16 protein-coding genes are annotated in these 18,596 nt (G+C 70.9%); 11 read left to right on the plus strand and 5 right to left on the minus strand.

All coding sequences use genetic code 11. From position 1 onward, the window contains the following. Positions 1 to 3: 3 nt before the first annotated feature. Positions 4 to 297 (minus strand): hypothetical protein, encoded by a 294-nt coding sequence (locus tag AB0G28_RS09325; RefSeq protein ID WP_361085216.1) that lies wholly within the window; start codon positions 295 to 297, stop codon positions 4 to 6. 297 nt (positions 298 to 594) lie between these two features. Between AB0G28_RS09325 and AB0G28_RS09330 the strand changes: the two genes are divergently transcribed. The 9 genes from AB0G28_RS09330 (at position 595) to AB0G28_RS09370 (ending at position 10,952) form a co-directional block, all read left to right on the plus strand. Next, positions 595 to 1,464, plus strand: a complete 870-nt coding sequence (locus AB0G28_RS09330; protein ID WP_361085219.1) for an FAD binding domain-containing protein — start codon at positions 595 to 597, stop codon at positions 1,462 to 1,464. Beyond that, a complete protein-coding gene (locus AB0G28_RS09335) occupies positions 1,455 to 1,925 on the plus strand; it encodes a (2Fe-2S)-binding protein (RefSeq protein WP_361085222.1) in 471 nt (156 codons plus the stop codon). The genes AB0G28_RS09330 and AB0G28_RS09335 overlap by 10 nt, the downstream gene beginning before the upstream one ends. Next, the gene (pucD, locus tag AB0G28_RS09340; RefSeq protein WP_361085225.1) at positions 1,922 to 4,213 is read left to right on the plus strand and encodes a xanthine dehydrogenase subunit D; all 2,292 of its coding nucleotides are present in this window, start codon (positions 1,922 to 1,924) and stop codon (positions 4,211 to 4,213) included. Before AB0G28_RS09335 ends, pucD begins: the two co-directional genes overlap by 4 nt. Before the next feature lies 1 nt (position 4,214). Then, positions 4,215 to 4,697: a nucleoside deaminase gene (locus tag AB0G28_RS09345; RefSeq protein WP_361085228.1), complete on the plus strand. Its 483-nt coding sequence runs from the start codon at positions 4,215 to 4,217 to the stop codon at positions 4,695 to 4,697. A 108-nt stretch (positions 4,698 to 4,805) separates the two neighbouring features. Next, positions 4,806 to 6,251, plus strand: a complete 1,446-nt coding sequence (locus AB0G28_RS09350) for an NCS2 family permease (protein WP_361085231.1) — start codon at positions 4,806 to 4,808, stop codon at positions 6,249 to 6,251. A gap of 10 nt (positions 6,252 to 6,261) precedes the next feature. Next, positions 6,262 to 6,639: a gamma-glutamylcyclotransferase gene (locus AB0G28_RS09355; protein ID WP_361085233.1), complete on the plus strand. Its 378-nt coding sequence runs from the start codon at positions 6,262 to 6,264 to the stop codon at positions 6,637 to 6,639. 34 nt (positions 6,640 to 6,673) lie between these two features. Then, positions 6,674 to 7,369, plus strand: a complete 696-nt coding sequence (locus AB0G28_RS09360; RefSeq protein WP_361085236.1) for a TetR/AcrR family transcriptional regulator — start codon at positions 6,674 to 6,676, stop codon at positions 7,367 to 7,369. Between the two features lie 351 nt (positions 7,370 to 7,720). Beyond that, a complete protein-coding gene (locus tag AB0G28_RS09365) occupies positions 7,721 to 8,605 on the plus strand; it encodes a DUF4268 domain-containing protein (RefSeq protein WP_361085239.1) in 885 nt (294 codons plus the stop codon). A 124-nt stretch (positions 8,606 to 8,729) separates the two neighbouring features. After that, positions 8,730 to 10,952: a glycoside hydrolase family 15 protein gene (locus tag AB0G28_RS09370; RefSeq protein ID WP_361085242.1), complete on the plus strand. Its 2,223-nt coding sequence runs from the start codon at positions 8,730 to 8,732 to the stop codon at positions 10,950 to 10,952. A 44-nt stretch (positions 10,953 to 10,996) separates the two neighbouring features. Here AB0G28_RS09370 and AB0G28_RS09375 read toward each other — a convergent pair whose 3' ends face one another. Continuing rightward, entirely contained in the window at positions 10,997 to 11,863 is an 867-nt protein-coding gene (locus AB0G28_RS09375; protein ID WP_361085245.1) for a hypothetical protein, read from the minus strand. Continuing rightward, complete coding sequence (locus AB0G28_RS09380; protein WP_361085248.1) at positions 11,860 to 12,861, minus strand: SPFH domain-containing protein; 1,002 nt, start codon at positions 12,859 to 12,861, stop codon at positions 11,860 to 11,862. The genes AB0G28_RS09375 and AB0G28_RS09380 overlap by 4 nt, the downstream gene beginning before the upstream one ends. Before the next feature lie 76 nt (positions 12,862 to 12,937). On the opposite strand from AB0G28_RS09380, the gene AB0G28_RS09385 reads away from it, so the two are divergent. Beyond that, complete coding sequence (locus AB0G28_RS09385) at positions 12,938 to 13,615, plus strand: NUDIX domain-containing protein (protein ID WP_361085250.1); 678 nt, start codon at positions 12,938 to 12,940, stop codon at positions 13,613 to 13,615. Between the two features lie 103 nt (positions 13,616 to 13,718). Here the strand turns inward: AB0G28_RS09385 and AB0G28_RS09390 are convergent, their stop codons facing one another. Further along, positions 13,719 to 14,864: an FAD-dependent monooxygenase gene (locus AB0G28_RS09390; protein WP_361085253.1), complete on the minus strand. Its 1,146-nt coding sequence runs from the start codon at positions 14,862 to 14,864 to the stop codon at positions 13,719 to 13,721. Between the two features lie 89 nt (positions 14,865 to 14,953). Here AB0G28_RS09390 and AB0G28_RS09395 point away from each other — a divergent pair, with 89 nt between their 5' ends. Further along, positions 14,954 to 15,646, plus strand: a complete 693-nt coding sequence (locus tag AB0G28_RS09395; RefSeq protein WP_361085256.1) for a TetR family transcriptional regulator — start codon at positions 14,954 to 14,956, stop codon at positions 15,644 to 15,646. Between the two features lie 31 nt (positions 15,647 to 15,677). Here AB0G28_RS09395 and AB0G28_RS09400 read toward each other — a convergent pair whose 3' ends face one another. Continuing rightward, on the minus strand, positions 15,678 to 18,509 hold the full coding sequence (locus AB0G28_RS09400; RefSeq protein ID WP_361085259.1) for a glycoside hydrolase family 2 TIM barrel-domain containing protein: 2,832 nt from the start codon (positions 18,507 to 18,509) through the stop codon (positions 15,678 to 15,680). Between the last annotated feature and the right edge of the window lie 87 nt (positions 18,510 to 18,596).

An 18,596-nucleotide genomic window follows, 5' to 3' on the forward strand; every position in this document is an offset into this window, starting at 1 on the left:
CGCTCAGGCGAGCAGCCCGAGCAGCTCGTCGCTGCTCCGGTCGGCCAGGTTGACCGGCGTGTCGATCGAGGGCGCGCCGGCCACGAAACCGGGGCCGCGGACGACGTCGTTCGCGACCGCCTTGTAGAAGTTCTGGCGCTGAGCGGCGAACTTCGCGGCCCGGGCCAGCTCGGCCTGGCAGGCGATCGCGCGGATGATGCCGGCGAACAAGCAGGCGACCGGCAGGCCGGGCTCCTGGATCTCCAGCGGGGTGAGGGTGGTGGCCGAAGCCGCGGCGGTTTCGATCCGGTTGACCATGATCCAGCTCCTGAGCACGGAAAGGGGACCTGACACCCGACGGTAACCAGGGGGCGGGTCGCCCTGGCCCAGGTTCCGCGTTCCCCGCAGGACCCTTCCGGAACATGCGGTACCCCAGGCCGCCGTGCGAGGCCCCCGACCTCGCACGGCGGCCTTTCCGCGTCCACGGCACAGCCCTTGTCGGAAAGTACAAACGCGGGCCCGAAATTCACCCGTCTTTCAGGGGTTCAGCCGTGGTCGGAGCCGCACGGGAGCGTGTGTACTTCTTGCCGAAGCAGCCCCGAAAGGACGTCCACAGTGGAATTCCTCCGACCCGCCTCGCTGGCCGACGCGCTCGCCGCGAAGGCCGCGAACCCCGGTGCGGTCCCGATCGCCGGCGGCACGGACGTGATGGTCGAGCTCAACTTCGACCACCGCCGCCCGGAGTCGCTCCTCGACCTCGGGCGCGTGCCCGAGCTGCACGAGCACGGCACCGACGGCGACCGGATCCGGATCGGCGCGGCCGTGCCCTACGCCCGGATCATCGGCGAACTCGGCACGCGGCTGCCCGGGCTCGCGATGGCCGCGCGGACGGTCGGGTCCCCGCAGATCCGCAACCGCGGTTCCGTGGGCGGCAACCTCGGCGCGGCGTCGCCCGCGGGTGACGCCCACCCGGCGTTGCTGGCCGCGGACGCCGACGTCGAGATCGCCTCGGTCCGGGGTACTCGGATGGTCGCCGCCAAGGACTTCTACGCCGGGGTGAAGAGGAACGTCCTGGAGCCGGACGAGCTGATCACCGGCGTCCTGCTCGCCCCGGCCACCGGGCCGCAGCAGTTCAGCAAGATCGGCACGCGCAACGCCATGGTCATCGCCGTGGCCGCCTTCGGCCTGGCCCTGCACCCGGCGGAGAAGCGGGTCGGCACCGGTGTCGGCTCGGCCGCACCGACGCCCCGGCGGGCCTTCGCCGCCGAAGACTTCCTGGCCGCCGAGCTGGACTGGGATTCGCCGAAGCCGATCGCCGACTCGGTGAAACGCCGCTTCGGTGACCTCGTGGCCGCGGCCGCCTCGCCGATCGACGACGTCCGAGGGAGCGCGGCCTACCGGCGGCACGCCCTCGGCGTCATGGCCCGCCGGACGCTGACCTGGGCCTGGACCGAATATTGCGGAGGGAGCGCGAAGTGCGCGTGAACGTCACCGTCAACGGCGAACCCCGCCGGGCGGACAACGTCTGGGAAGGCGAAAGCCTGCTCTACGTCCTGCGCGAGCGGCTCAGCCTGCCGGGCTCGAAGAACGCCTGCGAGCAGGGCGAATGCGGTTCGTGCACGGTCTACCTCGACGGCGTCCCGGCGTGTGCGTGCCTGGTCGCGGCCGGGCAGGCCGAGGGCCGCGAGATCGTCACGGTCGAGGGCCTGGCCGACGGGGAAGCCCTCGACCCGGTGCAGGAGGCGTTCGTCGAACGCGGCGCCGTCCAGTGCGGCTTCTGCACGCCCGGACTGGTGGTGGCCGCGCACGACCTGATCGAGCGGAACCCCGAGCCCTCCGACGTCGAAATCCGCGAGGCCCTCGCCGGGAACCTCTGCCGCTGCACCGGCTACGAGAAGATCCTGGACGCCGTTCGCGACGCGGCCGCGAAGAAGGCCGCCCGATGAGCGCGCCGGCCCGTTCCCCGCAGGAACTGCACGACACCATCGCCGGCGGCATCGGCGAAAGCCCGTTGCGCCCGGACGGCACCCTCAAGGTCCGCGGCGAGTTCGCCTACTCCTCGGACCTCTGGCACGAGGACATGCTCTGGGGCGCCACCCTGCGCAGCCCGCACCCGCACGCCCGGATCGTCCGCCTCGACGTCTCCCGCGCGCTCGCCCAGCCGGGCGTGCACGCGGTGCTGACCCACGAAGACGTGCCCGGCGAGAACGTCTACGGCCTCAAGTTCCAGGACACCCCGGCGCTGGCTTCCGGCCTGGTCCGCTACCAGGGTGAACCGGTCGCCATCCTGGCCGCCGACCACCCGGAGATCGCGCGGCAGGCGCTCAAGGAGATCGTCGTCGAGTACGACGTCCTCGAGCCGGTCACCGACCCCGAACGCGCCGCGCACGACGACACCCTGCCGAAGCTGCACCCGGGCGGGAACCTGGTCCGGCACCAGCGGATCGTCAAGGGCGACCCGGACGCGACCGCCGACGTCGTCGTCACCGGCGTCTACGAAATCGGCATGCAGGACCAGGCGTTCCTGGGTCCGGAGTCGGGGCTCGCGGTCCCGGCCGAGGACGGTGGCGTCGACCTCTACCTGGCCACCCAGTGGCTGCACGTCGACCAGCGCCAGACGGCGAAGGCCCTCGGCCTGCCCCTGGAGAAGGTACGGCTGACGCTGTCGGGGGTCGGTGGCGCGTTCGGCGGCCGCGAGGACCTGTCGATGCAGATCCATTCCTGCATGCTCGCGCTGCACACCGGCCGTCCGGTGAAAATGGTGTACAACCGGCTGGAGTCGTTCTTCGGTCATGTGCACCGCCATCCAGCGAAGATGTACTACGAGCACGGCGCGACTCGCGACGGCAAGCTCGTCTGCGTCCGCGCGAAGCTGTATTTCGACGGGGGAGCGTATGCGTCCAAGACCCCGGTCGTGGTCGGCAACGGCACGACGTTGAGCGTCGGTCCCTACGATGTACCGAACGCCCACATCGAGGGCTGGGGTGTATACACCAACAACCCGACGTGCGGCGCGATGCGCGGGCTCGGCGCGGTGCAGCCGACGTACGCCTACGAGTCCCAGATGGACAAGCTGGCCGCCGCGCTGGACATGGATCCCGCGGAGCTGCGGATCCGGAACGCGCTGAGCGAAGGGTCCACCGTGGTCACCGGCCAGGTGGTCGACTTCCCGGCGCCGGTGGCGGAACTCGTCCAGCGGGTCCGTGACCTGCCGCTGCCGCCTTCGCGCAGCGGTGACGCGGACATTCGCGAGCTGCCCGGCGGCGCGTCCAACACCACCCACGGCGAAGGGGTGGTGCGGGGTGTCGGCTACGGCGTGACGATCAAGAACATCTCCTACGCCGAAGGCCTCGACGACTACTCGACCGCCCGCGTCCGGCTGGAGGTGATCGGCGGCGAAGCGGTGGCGATGGTGCACACGGCCGCCGCGGAGGTCGGCCAGGGGCTGGTGACGTTGCAGCAGCAGATCGCCCGCACCGAGCTGGGCGTGACGCGGGTGAGCGTGCACCCGGCCGACACGAGCGTCGGCGACGCGGGATCCAGTTCGGCGTCGCGCCAGACGTACGTCACCGGCGGCGCGGTCCGCAACGCCTGCCGTGCGTTGGCGGATACCGTATACAGTCGGCTCGGCATCGCCCCCGACGGGATGTCGTTGACCGGCGGCAAGGTGGTCGCGGCCGACGGCGAGGTCGTCGCGGACCTGGCGGAGCTGCTGGGGGACACCGCGATCGAGGAGACCCGCGAGTTCCACCACCGCAAGACGTATCCGCTCGACCCGGAGACCGGGCAGGGCGACGCCCACGTCCAGTACGGCTTCTCCGCCCACCGCGCGGTGGTCGACGTCGACCTGGACCTCGGCCTGGTCAAGGTGGTGCAGCTCGACTGCGCCCAGGACGTCGGCAAGGCGATGAACCCCGACGCCGTCGTCGCCCAGATCCAGGGTGGCTCGGCCCAGGGCCTCGGCCTCGCCGTGATGGAGGAGATCCTGGTCGAGGGCGGGAAGGTCCGGAACCCGTCGTTCACCGACTACCTGATCCCGACGATCCTCGACATGCCGCCGATGCGCGTCGAGGTCCTCGAACGGCCCGACCCGCACGCGCCCTACGGCGTCCGCGGTGTCGGCGAGCCGCCCACGATCTCGGCCACGCCCGCGATCGCCAACGCCATCCGCGCGGCCACCGGCCTCGAGCTGCCGCGCGTCCCGATCCGTCCCGAACACATCACCGGAGTCTGAGATGACCACGTCGCTTTCCGTCGAGCAGGAATGGCTCCACGAAGCCGTCCGCATCGCCACGCAGAACGTCGAGAACGGCGGCGGCCCGTTCGGCGCGCTGGTCGTGAAGGACGGTGAGGTCGTCTCGACCGGCGTCAACCGCGTCACGGCGAACCTCGACCCGACCGCGCACGCGGAGGTGGTCGCGATCCGCGCGGCCTGCCAGGAGCTGGGCACGTTCAAGCTGGACGGCTGCGTGCTCGTCTCCAGCTGCGAGCCGTGCCCGATGTGCCTGTCGTCAGCACTGTGGGCCCGGGTCGACCGGATTTTGTATGCGGCCGACCGCGACGACGCGGCGGAGGCCGGCTTCGACGACCGCGCCTTCTACGAACTCTTCGACCGTCCGCGCGAGACGTGGACGGTTCCCGTGACGCGACTGTCCGCAAAGGACGGTTTCGCGCCGTTCGCGGCCTGGCTCGACAAGAGCGACCGCACCGACTACTGACCCACGAGGCCAGCTGACCGGAGCCAACCGAATCGAACGTCCCGCTCGCCCAGGCACGGCGCTGTGCCTTGGCCTGGCCGAGCACACCCACCGGCAAGGGCAGGACGCATGACCCAGACCGAAGTCCCCACCCCAGTAGTCGACGAAGTACCTCCGCAACGTCGTTCACCGCTCGAGAAGCTGTTCGAACTGCGCGCCAGGCAGACCACGATCGGCCGCGAAGTCCGCGGCGGCGTCACGACGTTCGTCGCGATGGCCTACATCGTGCTCCTCAACCCGCTCATCCTCGGCGCCTCCGCCGACATCACCGGCGCGCGGCTGTCGGCCGCGCAGGTGACCACGGCGACCGCACTGGCCGCCGCCGTGATGACCGTCCTCATGGGACTCGTCGGCAACGCGCCCCTCGCGCTCGCCGCCGGTCTCGGCATCAACGGCATCGTCGCCTTCCAGATGGCGCCCGAGATGACCTGGCCGCAGGCGTTCGGCCTGGTCGTGCTCGAAGGCGCGTGCATCGTGCTGATGGCCGTCAGCGGCGTCCGCGAACGGATCATGAACGCCATCCCGCGGCCGCTCAAGACGGCGATCACCGTCGGGATCGGGCTCTACATCGCGCTCGTCGGCCTGGTCAGCGCCGGCTTCGTGTCGCGGGTGCCGGACGCGGCGGCCACCCCGGTCCCGGTCCGCCTCGGCGCCGACGGGCACCTGTCCGGCTGGCCGATCGTCGTGTTCTGTGTCGGCCTGCTGCTGATGATCGTGCTGGTGGCGCGCAAGGTCCCGGGCGCGGTGCTCATCAGCATCGGCGTCGCGACGGTGTTCGCCGTCGTGCTGCACGACGGTTTCGGCGTCGGCGGCTGGGGCCGCACCGACCCGGCCCTGCCCGACCACGTCGTCGCCGCCCCCGACTTCGGGCTCTTCGGCCACATCGATCTCTTTGGCGGCTTCGCCTCGGCGGGCGCGCTCGCGGCCACGGTCTTCCTGTTCACCCTGGTGCTTTCCGGGTTCTTCGACGCCATGGGCACGATCACGAGCGTCTCCGACGAAGCCGGGCTGTCGAAGAACGGCAAAGTCCCGCGGATGGGCCGGATCCTGCTGGTCGACGGCGCGGGCGCGATCGCCGGCGGCGTCACCGGCTCGTCGCCGAACACGGTGTTCCTCGAGTCCGCGGCCGGCGTCGGCGAGGGCGCGCGGACCGGGCTGGCGAGCGTCGTCACCGGCCTGCTGTTCGCCGGGACGCTGCTGTTCACGCCGCTCGCCGGGGTCGTCCCGGCCCAGGCCGCGGCGCCCGCGCTGGTGGTCATCGGCGGCATGATGGTCGCGCAGTGCCGGACCATCCCGTGGCACGACCCGGACTACACGATCCCGGTGTTCTTGACCGCCGCGCTGATCCCGTTCACGTACTCGATCACCAACGGCGTCGGCGCCGGCCTGATCGCGTTCGTGCTGATCAAGATCGGCCGTGGCAAGTGGCGTGAGGCCGGCTGGCTGCTTTCGCTGCTGGCGCTGGTCTTCGCGGTGTACTTCGCCATCGACGGCGTCGAAGCCCTCTTCCGCTAAGGAGTTTCCCGTGGCCCTGATGTTCTTCAACGGTGGCGCCATGCGCGGCGAACCGCTGCACCACCTCCTCGACGGATCGCCGTTCGTCGGCACCGCGCGCACCGCGGCGAAGTACCGGTTCTACGCGGTCGGCGACCAGTGCCCGGCGTTGTATCCCGTATCCCACGGCGGCGCTCCGGTGACCGGCGAGGTCTACGACATCTCGCTCGACGACCTGCGGGACAAGGTGCTGCCGTCCGAGCCGCACGAGCTGGAGCTGGGCGTGGTGGAGCTGGCGGACGGCAGTTCGGCGTTCGCGATGCTGCTGCGGCGGCCGTACACCTCGCACGTCGCGCTGCGGGACATCACCGAGATCGGCGACTGGAGGGCCTTCAAAGCGAGCGTGTAACGACTGCTACCGCGGTTTTGTTATCATCGGAACCATGGTGACGAAGGCGGCGATGGACACCCGGGAGCGGATCCTCCAGGCGGCGGCCGCGCTGCTGGCGGCGGAAGGGCGTGACGGCCTTTCGACGCGCGCGGTGAGCGCGGCCGCGGGTGTCCAGCCGCCGGCGTTGTACCGGCTCTTCGGCGACAAGGACGGCCTCCTCGACGCGGTCGCCGCGTACGGCTTCGACGAGTACCTCGCGAGCAAGCGGGCCCTGGGCTCGACCGGCGACCCGGTGGAGGACCTCCGCCGCGGCTGGGACCTGCACATCGAGTTCGGGCTGTCCCGCCCGGAGTTCTACGTGCTGATGTACGGCGACGCGCGCGAGGGCCGCACGTCACCGGCGGCGCGGGAAGGCGAGGCCATGCTGCGAAGCATCGTCGAGCGTGTCGCGGCAGCGGGACGGTTGCGGATGAGCGTCGACCGCGCGGCGCGGCTGGTGCACGCGGCGGGCATGGGTGTGGTGCTTTCGCTGATCGCGACACCGGAGGAGGAGCGCGACACGGAGCTGTCCGCGACGGCTCGGGAGACCGTGTTGGACCGCATCCTGACCGGCACGGCGGAACCGGCGGGCTCGGACCTCCCGGAGCGCGCGGTCGCGCTGCGGGCCGGGCTCGACGGCGCAGGCGTCCTCACCGAGGCCGAGCGGGTCCTGCTGGCCGAGTGGCTGGACCGCATCGCCGACGCCTGAGTCGTCGAGCCTCGCGTTCACCACTCGTCGGTTGGCGGCGCCGGTCATACTGCTTGGATGGTGGATCCTTTCGGAACCGCGGACTCCTCGACCTGGACTACGGGAGGCTTCGTCGAGTTCCGGAGCAACCTCGACTACGCCAGGGATCTGATCAGCGGTGGTTAGCACCTGGAACGGCTTCAGGTCGGATCCTTCGATGTCGCCGACTTGTACCGCGCGGCGTGGGGTCAGACCGTTTCGGCTCTGGATCACTGGGTCCACCGCGAACTGTACGACCGTGCTCTCGGGTTCGCGCTCACAATGTCGGCGCAGAGTCCTCCGAAGTTCTTGAAATTGCGGATACCGCTGTCCTTGTTCGAGAATGTCCGGCGCCGGCCCGACAGCCTGCACGAAGCCTTTGCGGTTTACCTGCGTGATCAGTTCGGGTGGCAGTCCTTCCAGGCCCCCGACAAGATCAAGGAAGCACTGAGTCATGTCAGCGAGGTCTCGCTGTGGCAGTCCGTCGCCGGGTGGATAACCCATCATCGTGAGCAAGCTGTCTCGCCCGGCGAGGTTCAGGACATGCTCCGGAAAATCGTCAATCGGCGAAACAAGATTGCCCACGAAGCGGATCGAGACCCGGAGCGAACGGACGCGAAGCGGTCCATTACGGCCAATGAGGCATCGGAGGCGGTCGATACCATCGACCTGGTGGCCAGGGCGATCGTCCACGTCATCGGACCACCGCCTGCTGTGCCGGATCTGCCGGCCGAAGAAAATCTTGACGAGAAAACCGTGGGTGTCTCCGGATCGGCCAAGGATGCGCTCTACCGGAACTTCTGGTCTCGATTCACGTCCATCGCGAAACAGAATGGTTGGAGCAAGGCTGCCCCCACGACTTACAACTGGTTCCAAATGCCATCGGGGATCGCTGGTGTAAACTGGGTGGTGTCCTTTTCCAAGTTCGGTTGCCGGTCGGAGCTCTACTTCGGTGATTCCGACGGTGGGCGCAATCTGAGTCGTTGGCAGGCCCTCGCAGACCGGCGCGACGAGATCACCGGTCGGTTCGGGGGTAGTTTGATCGTCGACGACCTGCCGGGCAAGAAGGGCTGCCGGATCGAAACGCGGCTTCTCGGGCCCACCGTCGAAGACGAAGAACACTGGGCGGACGTGCTGCGGTGGATGACCGACACGCAATCGCGGCTCCGCGCAGCCGTCGGCGATCTCTCGGTTCTCAAGTTTCTCGAATCTCACTGAGGGCGACGACGCCAGATAGGGGCCTGGATCGATACAGTCCGATCGGACATTGCCTGTCACCGGCGCGTGGCTCAATATGTTGCGGCTCGCAACATATTGACGACAACGCCGTCGGAGGGTCCCGATGATCAGGTGGAAAGCGGTCCTGGCCTGCGCCGGAGCGGGAATCTTGCTGGCCGGGGCGCTGCCCGGCACGGCACAGGCGAGCGGCACCGCTACCGACTGCTGCGGGGGTGGCGCGTCCTGGGCGACCGGCAACAAGTCCGCCCTCGGGACCTCGACGACCACCGGGAGCCCGGTGTGGTTCACCGTGGCCAACGGCGTCACGTCGGAGGTCTTCTACCCGCGCGCCGACGTCCCGAACACCCAGGACATGCAGTTCATCGTCACCGACGGCAGCAGTTTCGTGGACCTCGAACGCGACGCGACGAACCACGTCGTCTCGATGCCCGACGAGAAGGCACTGCAGTACACGATCACCAACACGGCCAAGAGCGGGAAGTACCGGATCACCACGGACTACGTCACCGACCCGGCTCGCTCGACACTCGTGACGAACACCCGGTTCCAGTCGCTCGACGGCGGCAGCTACCGGCTCTACCTGCTGGCCAACCCGTCGATGGCGGGCGGCGGTTCGAACGACAACGCCTGGTGGGATGGCAGCGGCCTGCTGGCGAGCGGCACCGAGACGCTGTTCGGCGGCTCGGCGACCACGGTCGTCTCCGCGTTGCGCGTTTCGACCGGCTTCACCGCGCACGACAACGGCTACAGCGGCGCGGCCAGCGACTGCCTGGTCGACCTGCGTGCCGACAAGAACCTGACCAACCAGTTCGACAACGTCTCCGGCAACGGCAACGTCGTCCAGTGTGGACAGATCCCGGTCGGCGCCGACACGACGTTCACCGTCGCACTCGGCTTCGGCAGTACCGCGTCGGCCGCGTCCTCGGCGGCCAGCGGGTCGCTGAGCAGCGGCTTCGCCAGCGTGTCGGCCTCCTACCGCAGCGGCTGGAACTCCTACGTGGCCGGCCTGAAACCCGCGCCGGCGAGCGTTTCCGGGGACACGCAACGGCGTCGCGCCTACTACGTCGCGGCGATGGCGCTGAAGACCGCCGAGGACAAGCAGCACCCGGGCGCGAGCGTCGCCGGCCTGGCGACGCCGTGGGGCGACTTCACGAACGGCGACCAGCTCAACGACGGCTACCACCGCGTCTGGGGCCGTGACCTCTACCAGCAGGCGACCGGCCTCCTGGCCGCCGGCGACAGCGCGCAGGCCAAGCGGATGGCCCAGTTCCTCTGGAACTCGCAGTGGATCGGCAGTCCCACGGCCGGTGACGGCACGACGTACCCGGCCGGCTCCTTCCCGCGCTACAGCCCGGTGTCCGGCGTCGCGGGGGCGAGCGCCCAGCAGCTCGGCTGCTGCGAACAGCTCGACCAGGACGCCGACGCGATCCTGCTGGCCTGGCTGACCGGTCTCACCGACGCCTCGACCTACGCCAAGGTCAAGACGACGGCGAACCACATCGTCTCGACCGGCCCCGACACGACCGAGCGGTGGGAAGAGCAGTACGGCAAGTCGCCGTCGTCGGTGGCCGCCGAGATCGCCGGGCTGATCGCCGCCGGGGCCATCGCGCGGGCGAACGGCGACACGGCGAGCGCGTCGTCGTGGGAGTCCACAGCGGACTCCTGGCGGAACTCCCTGGCCGGCTGGACCGTCACGACGTCCGGCTATTGGGGCGGCCACACCTACTACGAACGCCTCGACCGCGCCGGCAACCCGAACGACACCGCGACGATCTGCTTCGACGAAGGCTGCTTCTACGAGCACGACGTCACCGACTTCGGGTTCCTCGACCTGGTCCGGCTCGGCATCCGCCCGGCGGGCGACGCCACGATCGCGAACTCGGTCGCACCGACCGCCGCCGCGTCCGACGGCAACTCGGCGGTGCAGGTGACGCTGCCGAACGGCGACGTCTACTTCCACCGCTACCCGCATGACAACTACGGCGAAAGCACCGCGAACTGCAGCGGCTGGCCGGCCGGTGGCGCGCAGCGGTTCGGGCGGCTGTGGCCGGTGCTGTCGGGGGAGCGCGGCGAGTACGAGCTGGCCAACGGCCGTTCGGCGGCGGTGTACCTGAAGTCCATGGCGGACTCCGTCAACGACGGGTACTTCGTGCCCGAGCAGGTCTGGGACCGCGCGGACGTCGGCTGCTTCGGGCTCGGCAGGCCGACCGGCAGCGCGGGTCCGCTGATGTGGGCGGAAGGCCAGTACCTCCGGCTGGCCCAGAGCATCGACGCCGGCCGCAACCTCGACACGCCGTCGATCGTCAAGACCCGCTACGGGACCTGACCCGGTCGGCCCGGCACGCCCCCTCGGTGTGCCGGGCCGACCGATCACCGCACCAGGCGGACGGTCTTCGCGGCGGGAGCGAAAGTCGCCGTCTGGCCGCGGGTGAGGGCGACGGTGTCGGCTTCGAGGCCGTCGCCGAAGGCGACCAGGCGGTCGGACTCGACCTCGACCGTCAACGGCGCCTTCGTCAGCTCGCCCTCGGTGTGCGTGGTCCCGGTCGCCGGCGACGGCCACGCCTCCCGCACGAACCAGACCAGCCGAGCCTCGCCGGGGGCGGGCAGGCGCAGGCCGCTGTGGCGGTCCCGCCACACCGATCCGCACCAGCCGGTCGCCCCGGTGCCGGTCCCGACGAGGATTCCCGACGACGCCTGGCGTTCCACCGCGCCACCGGTCCCCAGCCGGTAGCGGGCCGTCTGGTGCCCGGCGTGCCCGAGGTAGATCTCGTTCAGCGCGAGCAGCCGCTGGCCGTCGTCGGCGGTCAACTCGGCCATCGTCCGGTGCTCGACGTCGTCCGTGGCCCGGAGCAGGTCCGCGACGGCCTCGACCGGGTGCCTGACCAGGACACCGGGCTCGGCGGGCGCCACGCCGATCACCGGCTGGCCGTCGAGGTACTTGGCGACGTTGGCGACCAGGCCGTCCTGCCCGACCACGACGACGACGTCCTCCGGGGTGAAGAGGAACCGGTCGAGATCCGCGCGTTCGACCTCGCCGCGGCGCCAGTCCAGCGGGATGGCCGCGGACGCCGTGGCGAGCGCGGCGCGCACGGCCGCGTCGGCCTCGGTCACCTCGGCGAGGTCGCGGCCGCGCGTGCGCAGGAAGAACTCGGCTTGGCCGCGGGTGCCGTGCCGGGCGAGGAGTTCGTCGAGCTCGGTGCGCCGGTGCACGAGCACGACGCGCGGGGCGAGGCTCACGAGCGGATGCCCAGCTTCGTCAGCAGCGGCGTGAGCAGGTCAGGCGTGAGCACCAGGCTGTCGATCTGCGGCAGGTTGCCGGCCAGTTCCTTCAGCGCCAGCCCGGCCAGGACACCTTCGGGCAGGTCGCGGTACGCCGCCAGCCGGGCCGCCTCACCGGCCGCTTCCGCCTCGCCGAGTGCGCGCCTGCCCGCGGCCTGCACCTGGGTCAGCCGCTCTTCGCGCGACGCCTGGGCCTCGGTCTCGATCCGGTTCGCCGCCGCCGCTTCTTCGGCCTGGCGCCGGGCGTTCGCGCCACGCTGGGCGAGCAGCTGCTCCTCACGGCGGGCCAGCTCGATCTGGTTCTGCAGCTCGTTCTCGCTGATCGCGCGTTCGCGCTCGACGGCCAGCGCGCGCCGCTCGTAGGTCGCCCGGTCGGCCTCTTGCTGCACCTTCTCCCGCGCGGTCGTCTGCAGTGCCTTCTCGACCTCGGGTTCGGCCCGGATGGCGACGACACGGACGTCGATCACCGCCGAGCCGGTCTGCGCGAGCCGCGTGTCCTCTTCGGCGAGCCCGGCACGGATCCGGTCGCGGACCGCCCGGACGCCGTCGACGAGTGCGGTGGCCAGGGGAGTGCGGGTCAGCACCTCGACCGCGTACTGCTGGACGTTCTCGGTGAGCAGCCCGCTGATCTGGGCGAGCGGGTCGCTTCGCCAGCGCCCGGTGTCCGGGTCGATGGAGAAGTCGATGCGCTGCGCGGCCAGCGCGGGGTCCTCGATCCGGAACGTCAGCGCGAGCTGGACGGTGACGTCCTGGAAGTCGGCCGTGCGAGCGTGGAACAGCAGCGGCAGCTCGCGGTCGTCGACCGGGACCTCCGACACCACCGCGGTCAGCGGCCGGTACCAGAAGGACAGCCCGACGCCGTCGTGCGCGAGCTTGCCGCGGCGGTAGTGGCGGATGTGCACGGTGGGGGCACCGCGCAGGTGCCGGAACCCGAACCGGCGGTCGATGTCGGCCATGGAGCCTCCTCTTATCGTCGGTGTGACGATATGGGGCGGCTGGCTAATCGTCAAGATGACGATTAGGGTGGGTGGCATGGGTCACCCGCCGTTCGCCGTCACCGTCGACCTCGTCGTGCTCACCCTGACCGGGGACGAGCTGTGCGCCTTGGTGGTGCGCCGCGGTGTTTCGCCGTACAAGGGGGAGTGGGCGCTGCCAGGCGGGTTCGTGCGGGAGGACGAGGACCTGGCGGACGCCGCCCGCCGGGAACTGGCGGAGGAGACCGGGCTCGCGCCGGGGACCGTCCACATCGAACAGCTCGCGGGCTACGGCGCCCCGGACCGGGACCCTCGGATGCGGGTGGTGACGGTGGCGTACCTGGCCCTGGCGCCGGATCTGCCGACGCCGCGCGCGGGCACGGACGCGGCCGACGCGCGTTGGGCACCGGTGCGGTCGCTGCTTGCCGAGCGCCTGGCTTTCGACCACGACCGGATCCTCGCCGACGGCCTCGAGCGGGCTCGCGCGAAACTGGAGTACACGCCGCTGGGTACGGCGTTCTGCGGGCCGGAGTTCACGGTGGCTGAGCTGCGCCGGGTGTATGAACTGGTTTGGGATACACGGCTTGATCCGCGCAACTTCCACCGCAAGGTGACGGGAGCGGAGGGGCTCCTGGAGCCGACGGGCCGAACGACGACCCGCGACGGTGGACGTCCCGCGCAGCTGTACCGGCGCGGGACGGCGGAGCTGCTGTACCCACCGATGTTGCGAGGCTGAGTCCCATGCGCCCCAATGTGGCATTGGGTGCGTTGGACGCACCCAATGTGGCGTTCGGTGCGTCCAACGCAACCAACGCCACATTGGGGCGTTTGGCGGGACGTCAGGCGGCTCGGGTGGGGACCAGGCGACGGGCCGCGGAGACGATCGGCAGCAGCCGCGTGCCGAAGTTGCGGGCCGCCAGGCCGCCGCGGGTTGCCGGGATCAGCAGGGCCGCGGCCGTGGACACGTTGCGCTGCTTCGGTTCCACCAGCTTCCGATGCTCGCTCTCGTACCGGCGGAATGCCGATGTTGCGTCCGACGGCGTCCGGCCCAGCTCCTCCGCCAGCGTGAACGCGCCCGCCATCGCGAGGGTCGAGCCGTCGCCGAACAGCGAGACGCACGACGCCGCGTCGCCGGCCAGCGCCACGCGGCCCGTGTGCCAGCTGTCCAGCCGTACCCGGCTCACCGCGTCGAAATAGAGGTCGTCCGCCTCCCGCACGCGCTCCAGCAACTCCGGCACCCGCCAGCCCGCGCCCGCGTACGCCTCGGCGAGCATGCGCTTGTGCTGTCCGGTGTCGCGGTGGTCGAACCCCGGCAGCGCGTCGCCGCGGAACATGAACGCCGCGATCCCGTGCCCGCGCGACGGGTGCACCGCGACCGCCCGGCCCGGCGAGTTGTACATGACGATCGCGGTCGGGTCGGCCGGCGGTTCGGCGAGCGGGAGCGTCGCGATGTAGACGCCCATGTGCTCGACGAACGCCGCTTCCGGCCCGAACGCCAGCCGCCGCACCGCGGAGTGCAGGCCGTCTGCGCCGATCACCAGATCGAAACGTCGCGGGGCGCCGCGCTCGAACGTGACGTCGACGCCGCCTTCGTCCTGGTGCAGTTCGGTGATCGAATCGTGGAAGACGAACTCGGCGTGGTCCCGCGCGGCGCCGTGGAGGATTTCCGCGAGGTCGGTGCGGGGCAGCTCGATGTCGTCGGCGGACCCGAGTGCGCTCATCGGCACCTGGCCCGTCCGGCGCCCCGCGTCGTCGACGAACTTCAGCGACCGTGCGCTAGTGCTCGCTTCGCGCAGCTTCGCCGTGATGCCCATCCGCTCCGCGACGCGCGCCGCCGGCCCGCGGACGTCGACCGGGCTGCCGCTGGAGCGCAGCCCCGCCGCGCGTTCCACCACCGTGGGCCGGAAGCCCGCGCGGGCCAGCCAGTAGGCCAGCGTCGGCCCGGCGACTCCGGCGCCGGAGATCAGTACGGTTCGTTCGGTCATGGGTGTACCCCCCAGTTCGGTCCTGACCATCGGTCAGTCGTCACCGTACTCTCCTGTCCGCCGGTCAGGCAAGCGGCTAGGCTCGGGGGATGACGGACGACACCCGGGCGCGGATCCTGCGGGCGGCGCTGGCGGAGTTCTCGGCGCGGGGTTTCCACGCCACTTCGGTGCGGGAGCTGGCCGAGCGCGTCGGGGTGACGAAGACCGCGGTGCTCTACCACTTCCCGGGCAAGGCGGACATCGTCACGGCGCTCGCCGAGCCGATGCTGGCCGACCTCGACGCGGCGCTGGCGAAGGCGGCGGACGCCCCCGATCCCCGCCGGGCGGCGATCGAAGGACTGCTCGACGTCTGGCTGGCCCACCGGTACCTGCTCCGGATGAACCTGCGGGACCTCGGCCTGACCGCGTCGGAGGAGGTGTTCGAACGCTTCCGCGACGGCATGCTGAAGGCCAACGGCCTGGTCGCCGGCCCCGAACCGGACTTCGCGGGCCAGGTCCGTGCGTCGCAGGCGATCGCCATGCTCAGTGACCCGGTGGTCCTCTTCGCCGACGCGCCGCCAGCCGAACTGCGCGCGGCGATCCTGGACGGCGTCGACCGGCTGTTCAAGGCCACACCTGCCGCCAAGGCCCGCGGCCGCCGCGGCAGGCCCCCGGCGATGAGCCCGGAAACCCTCGAGGTGGCCCGGCGCTTGCACGACGCCGGGCACGCGCCGTCCGACATCGCGACCGCGCTCGGCGTCTCCCGGGCGACGATCTACCGCCACCTGCCTGGCGCGGATTAATGAGACGACTTATGAGACTTTTTGAGACGACTTAGCGCACGGCCCGGAACCACAGCGTGAACTCCGTCTTCTGCGGCACCAGCCGGTACCGCGGCAGCACGCCCGGCCCGCACGACGCCGTCCCGAGCCCCTGCACCGCCACGTCCAACGTCAGGTGCACCAGCTCGCCCGGCACGAGATCGTCGGTGTGCCGCGCTGCTTCCAGGGCCGCCGCGTCCCAGCGGCGGGCCGTGAAGTCGAACTGCGGGTCGCCGTCGATGCGCAGACCCGTGCCGTCCGGGGCGGTCAAGCGCGCCCAGCGCACCGCTGTCCGGTTGCCGTTCTCCTGCGGGAACACGTACGGCGTCTGCAGGCCGTCGACGCTGCTCGAGAACCGGCCGATCCGGACCGCCTGGGCGCTGTCCGGGTACGCCTCGCCGGGACCGCCGCCGAACCACTCGGCCGAACCCAGCGTGCCCGGGACCGCCATCGCCAGCCCGAGGCGGGGAAGCGTGCCCGGGAACTCGCCGTCCGGGATCACCTCCAGCCGCAGCCGCAGGCGGTCCTCGAACGCCGTCCACGTGTAGACCGTGAACAGGCCGAACGGCTGCGCCGGCGGGGCGACGCGCGTGCGCACGACCAGTTCCTCTCCGTCGGCGTCGACCGCGATCACCCGGTGCTGCATCCGGTGCAGCCCCGCCTCCCGCCACTGGTCGGCCTCCGGCCGTCCCGCGAACGTCCCGCGGTCGTTGTCGGTCGTCGCGCGCCAGACGTCCAGCCGCGGCCCGTGCACGGCGTGCCCGCCGAGCGTCATGAGCGTGCCCGTCACCGCGTCGAACTCGCCGATGCCCAGCACCAGCCGGCCGCCGGTCCGGAACACCGGGCCGCGGCGGGGGAGCGGGGACGCGGTGGGCGCTGGTGACACCGGCAGCTGCCCCCAGCCGACGACGTGCCCGGCCGGTGCCCACGAAGTCGCCGCGACCAACGACGCCGAGACGGTCAGCCACGACTCTCCGGCCGTCGCGGGCAGCGACGGCATCGGCACCGTGACACCCTGTCCGGATTGGACAGAGGGGACATCGAGAACGCCTTGTGCGACAGCGATTCCTTCGTCCTCGAGCACCCAGGTGAATGCGAGGTGCTCGGTGGCCAGGAAGTCGTAGTGGTTCGACACGCGGATCCCGGACGCGTCCGCGTCGATCCGGACCGGCTCGATGATCTTCGCGTACTCGATCAGTCCCGGCGACGGCGTCCGGTCCGGGAAGACGAGCCCGTCGATGACGAAGTTGCCGTCGTGGATCGGCTCGCCGAAGTCGCCGCCGTAGGCGAAGTGCCCGCCTGTGGCCAGGCCGTGGTCGATCCACTCCCAGACGAACCCGCCCTGGCAGTTCGGGTACCGCTCGAACAGCTCCCGGTACTCCAGCAGGCCGCCGGGCCCGTTGCCCATCGCGTGCCCGTACTCGCACTGCAGGAACGGCAGCTCCCGGCGGCGTGCGTTGTCGTCCTCCCGGCGGCCGATCCGCTCGACCTCTTCGTGGGTGGCGTACATCCGGCTGTGGACGTCCACGTACTCGCAGTCGTGGTCGCCTTCGTAGTGCACCGGCCGGGTCGGGTCGCGGTGGCGCACCCACTCCGCCATCCGCGCGAGATTGCCGCCGGTGTGGCTTTCGTTGCCCAGCGACCAGAGGATCACGCTCGGCCGGTTCTTGTCCCGCTCCACCGTGCGCCGCATCCGGTCGAGGTACGCCTCGGCCCACATCGGGTCGGCGCTGGGGTTGCCGGCCCAGCCCAGCGGTTCGAAGCCGTGGGTCTCCAGGTCGCACTCGTCGATCACCCAGAGGCCGTACTCGTCGCACAGTTCGAGGAAGGCCGGGTCGGGCGGGTAGTGGCTCGTCCGCACGGCGTTGACGTTGTGCCGCTTCATGAGCAGGACGTCGGCGAGCGCGGTCTCCCGCGACACCACGCGCCCGGTGCGCGGGTCGTGTTCGTGGCGGTTCACCCCGCGCAGCAGCAGGCGGCGGCCGTTGACCTTGAGCAGGCCGTCTTCGATCGAGACGGTCCGGAACCCGATGCGCACCGGCACGCGTTCGGCCGCCGTGGACAGCGTGCCGTCGTACAGCCGCGGCGACTCCGCGCTCCACGGCTCGACCGGCAGTTCCAGCGGTTCCCCGGCCGGGTGCCCGGTGACGCCCAGCTCGGGGATGTCCAGCGCGACGTCCGGCCCGGTCTCCACCCGCACGGTGCCCAGGCCGGTCGTGTGGTCGTAGTCCGCGCGGACCCAGTAGTCGGCGATCCCGCCCGCCGGCCGGGCGAGCAGTGTGACGGCGCGGAAGATCCCGGACAGCCACCACATGTCCTGGTCCTCGAGGTAGCTGGCCGCCGACCACTGGTGCACGCGCACCGCGAGGACGTTGCCCGCCGGCCGCAGCAGCTCTCCGACCTCGAACTCCGACGGCAGCCTGCTGCCCTTCGTGACGCCCAGCTCGGTGCCGTTGAGCCAGACCCGGCCGCACGAGTCGATCCCGTCGAAGCGCAGCACCGCGGACCCGGCGGGCCAGTCCGCGGGCAGGTCGAACCGCAGCCGGTGGTCGCCGGTCGGGTTGTCCGACGGCACGTGCGGCGGCTCGACCGGGAACGGGTACTGCACGTTCGTGTAGGCGGGGCGGCCGTGGCCGTGCAGCTGCCACAGCGACGGCACCGGCAGCTCGTCCCATGCGGAGTCGTCGAAGTCGTCGCCTTCGATCCCGGCGGGCGCGGCCGCGAGGCTCGGCGAGAGCCGGAACCGCCAGGTTCCGTTCAGCGAGCACGACGGCGCGTCGGAGGTGAAGGCCGCGCGCGGGGGTACCGAGCCGTGCCCGGGGCCCGGGTCTTCGACGTACGACATGGAGTCCTTTCAGCCCGCTGAACCAGGCCCGTGAACGTTCCCGTGAACGTTCACGGACCGGCTCGAAGTGTGCTTGGCGGCGGGGAG

This window comes from Amycolatopsis sp. NPDC021455 (genome assembly GCF_040640995.1).
GTDB lineage: Bacteria > Actinomycetota > Actinomycetes > Mycobacteriales > Pseudonocardiaceae > Amycolatopsis.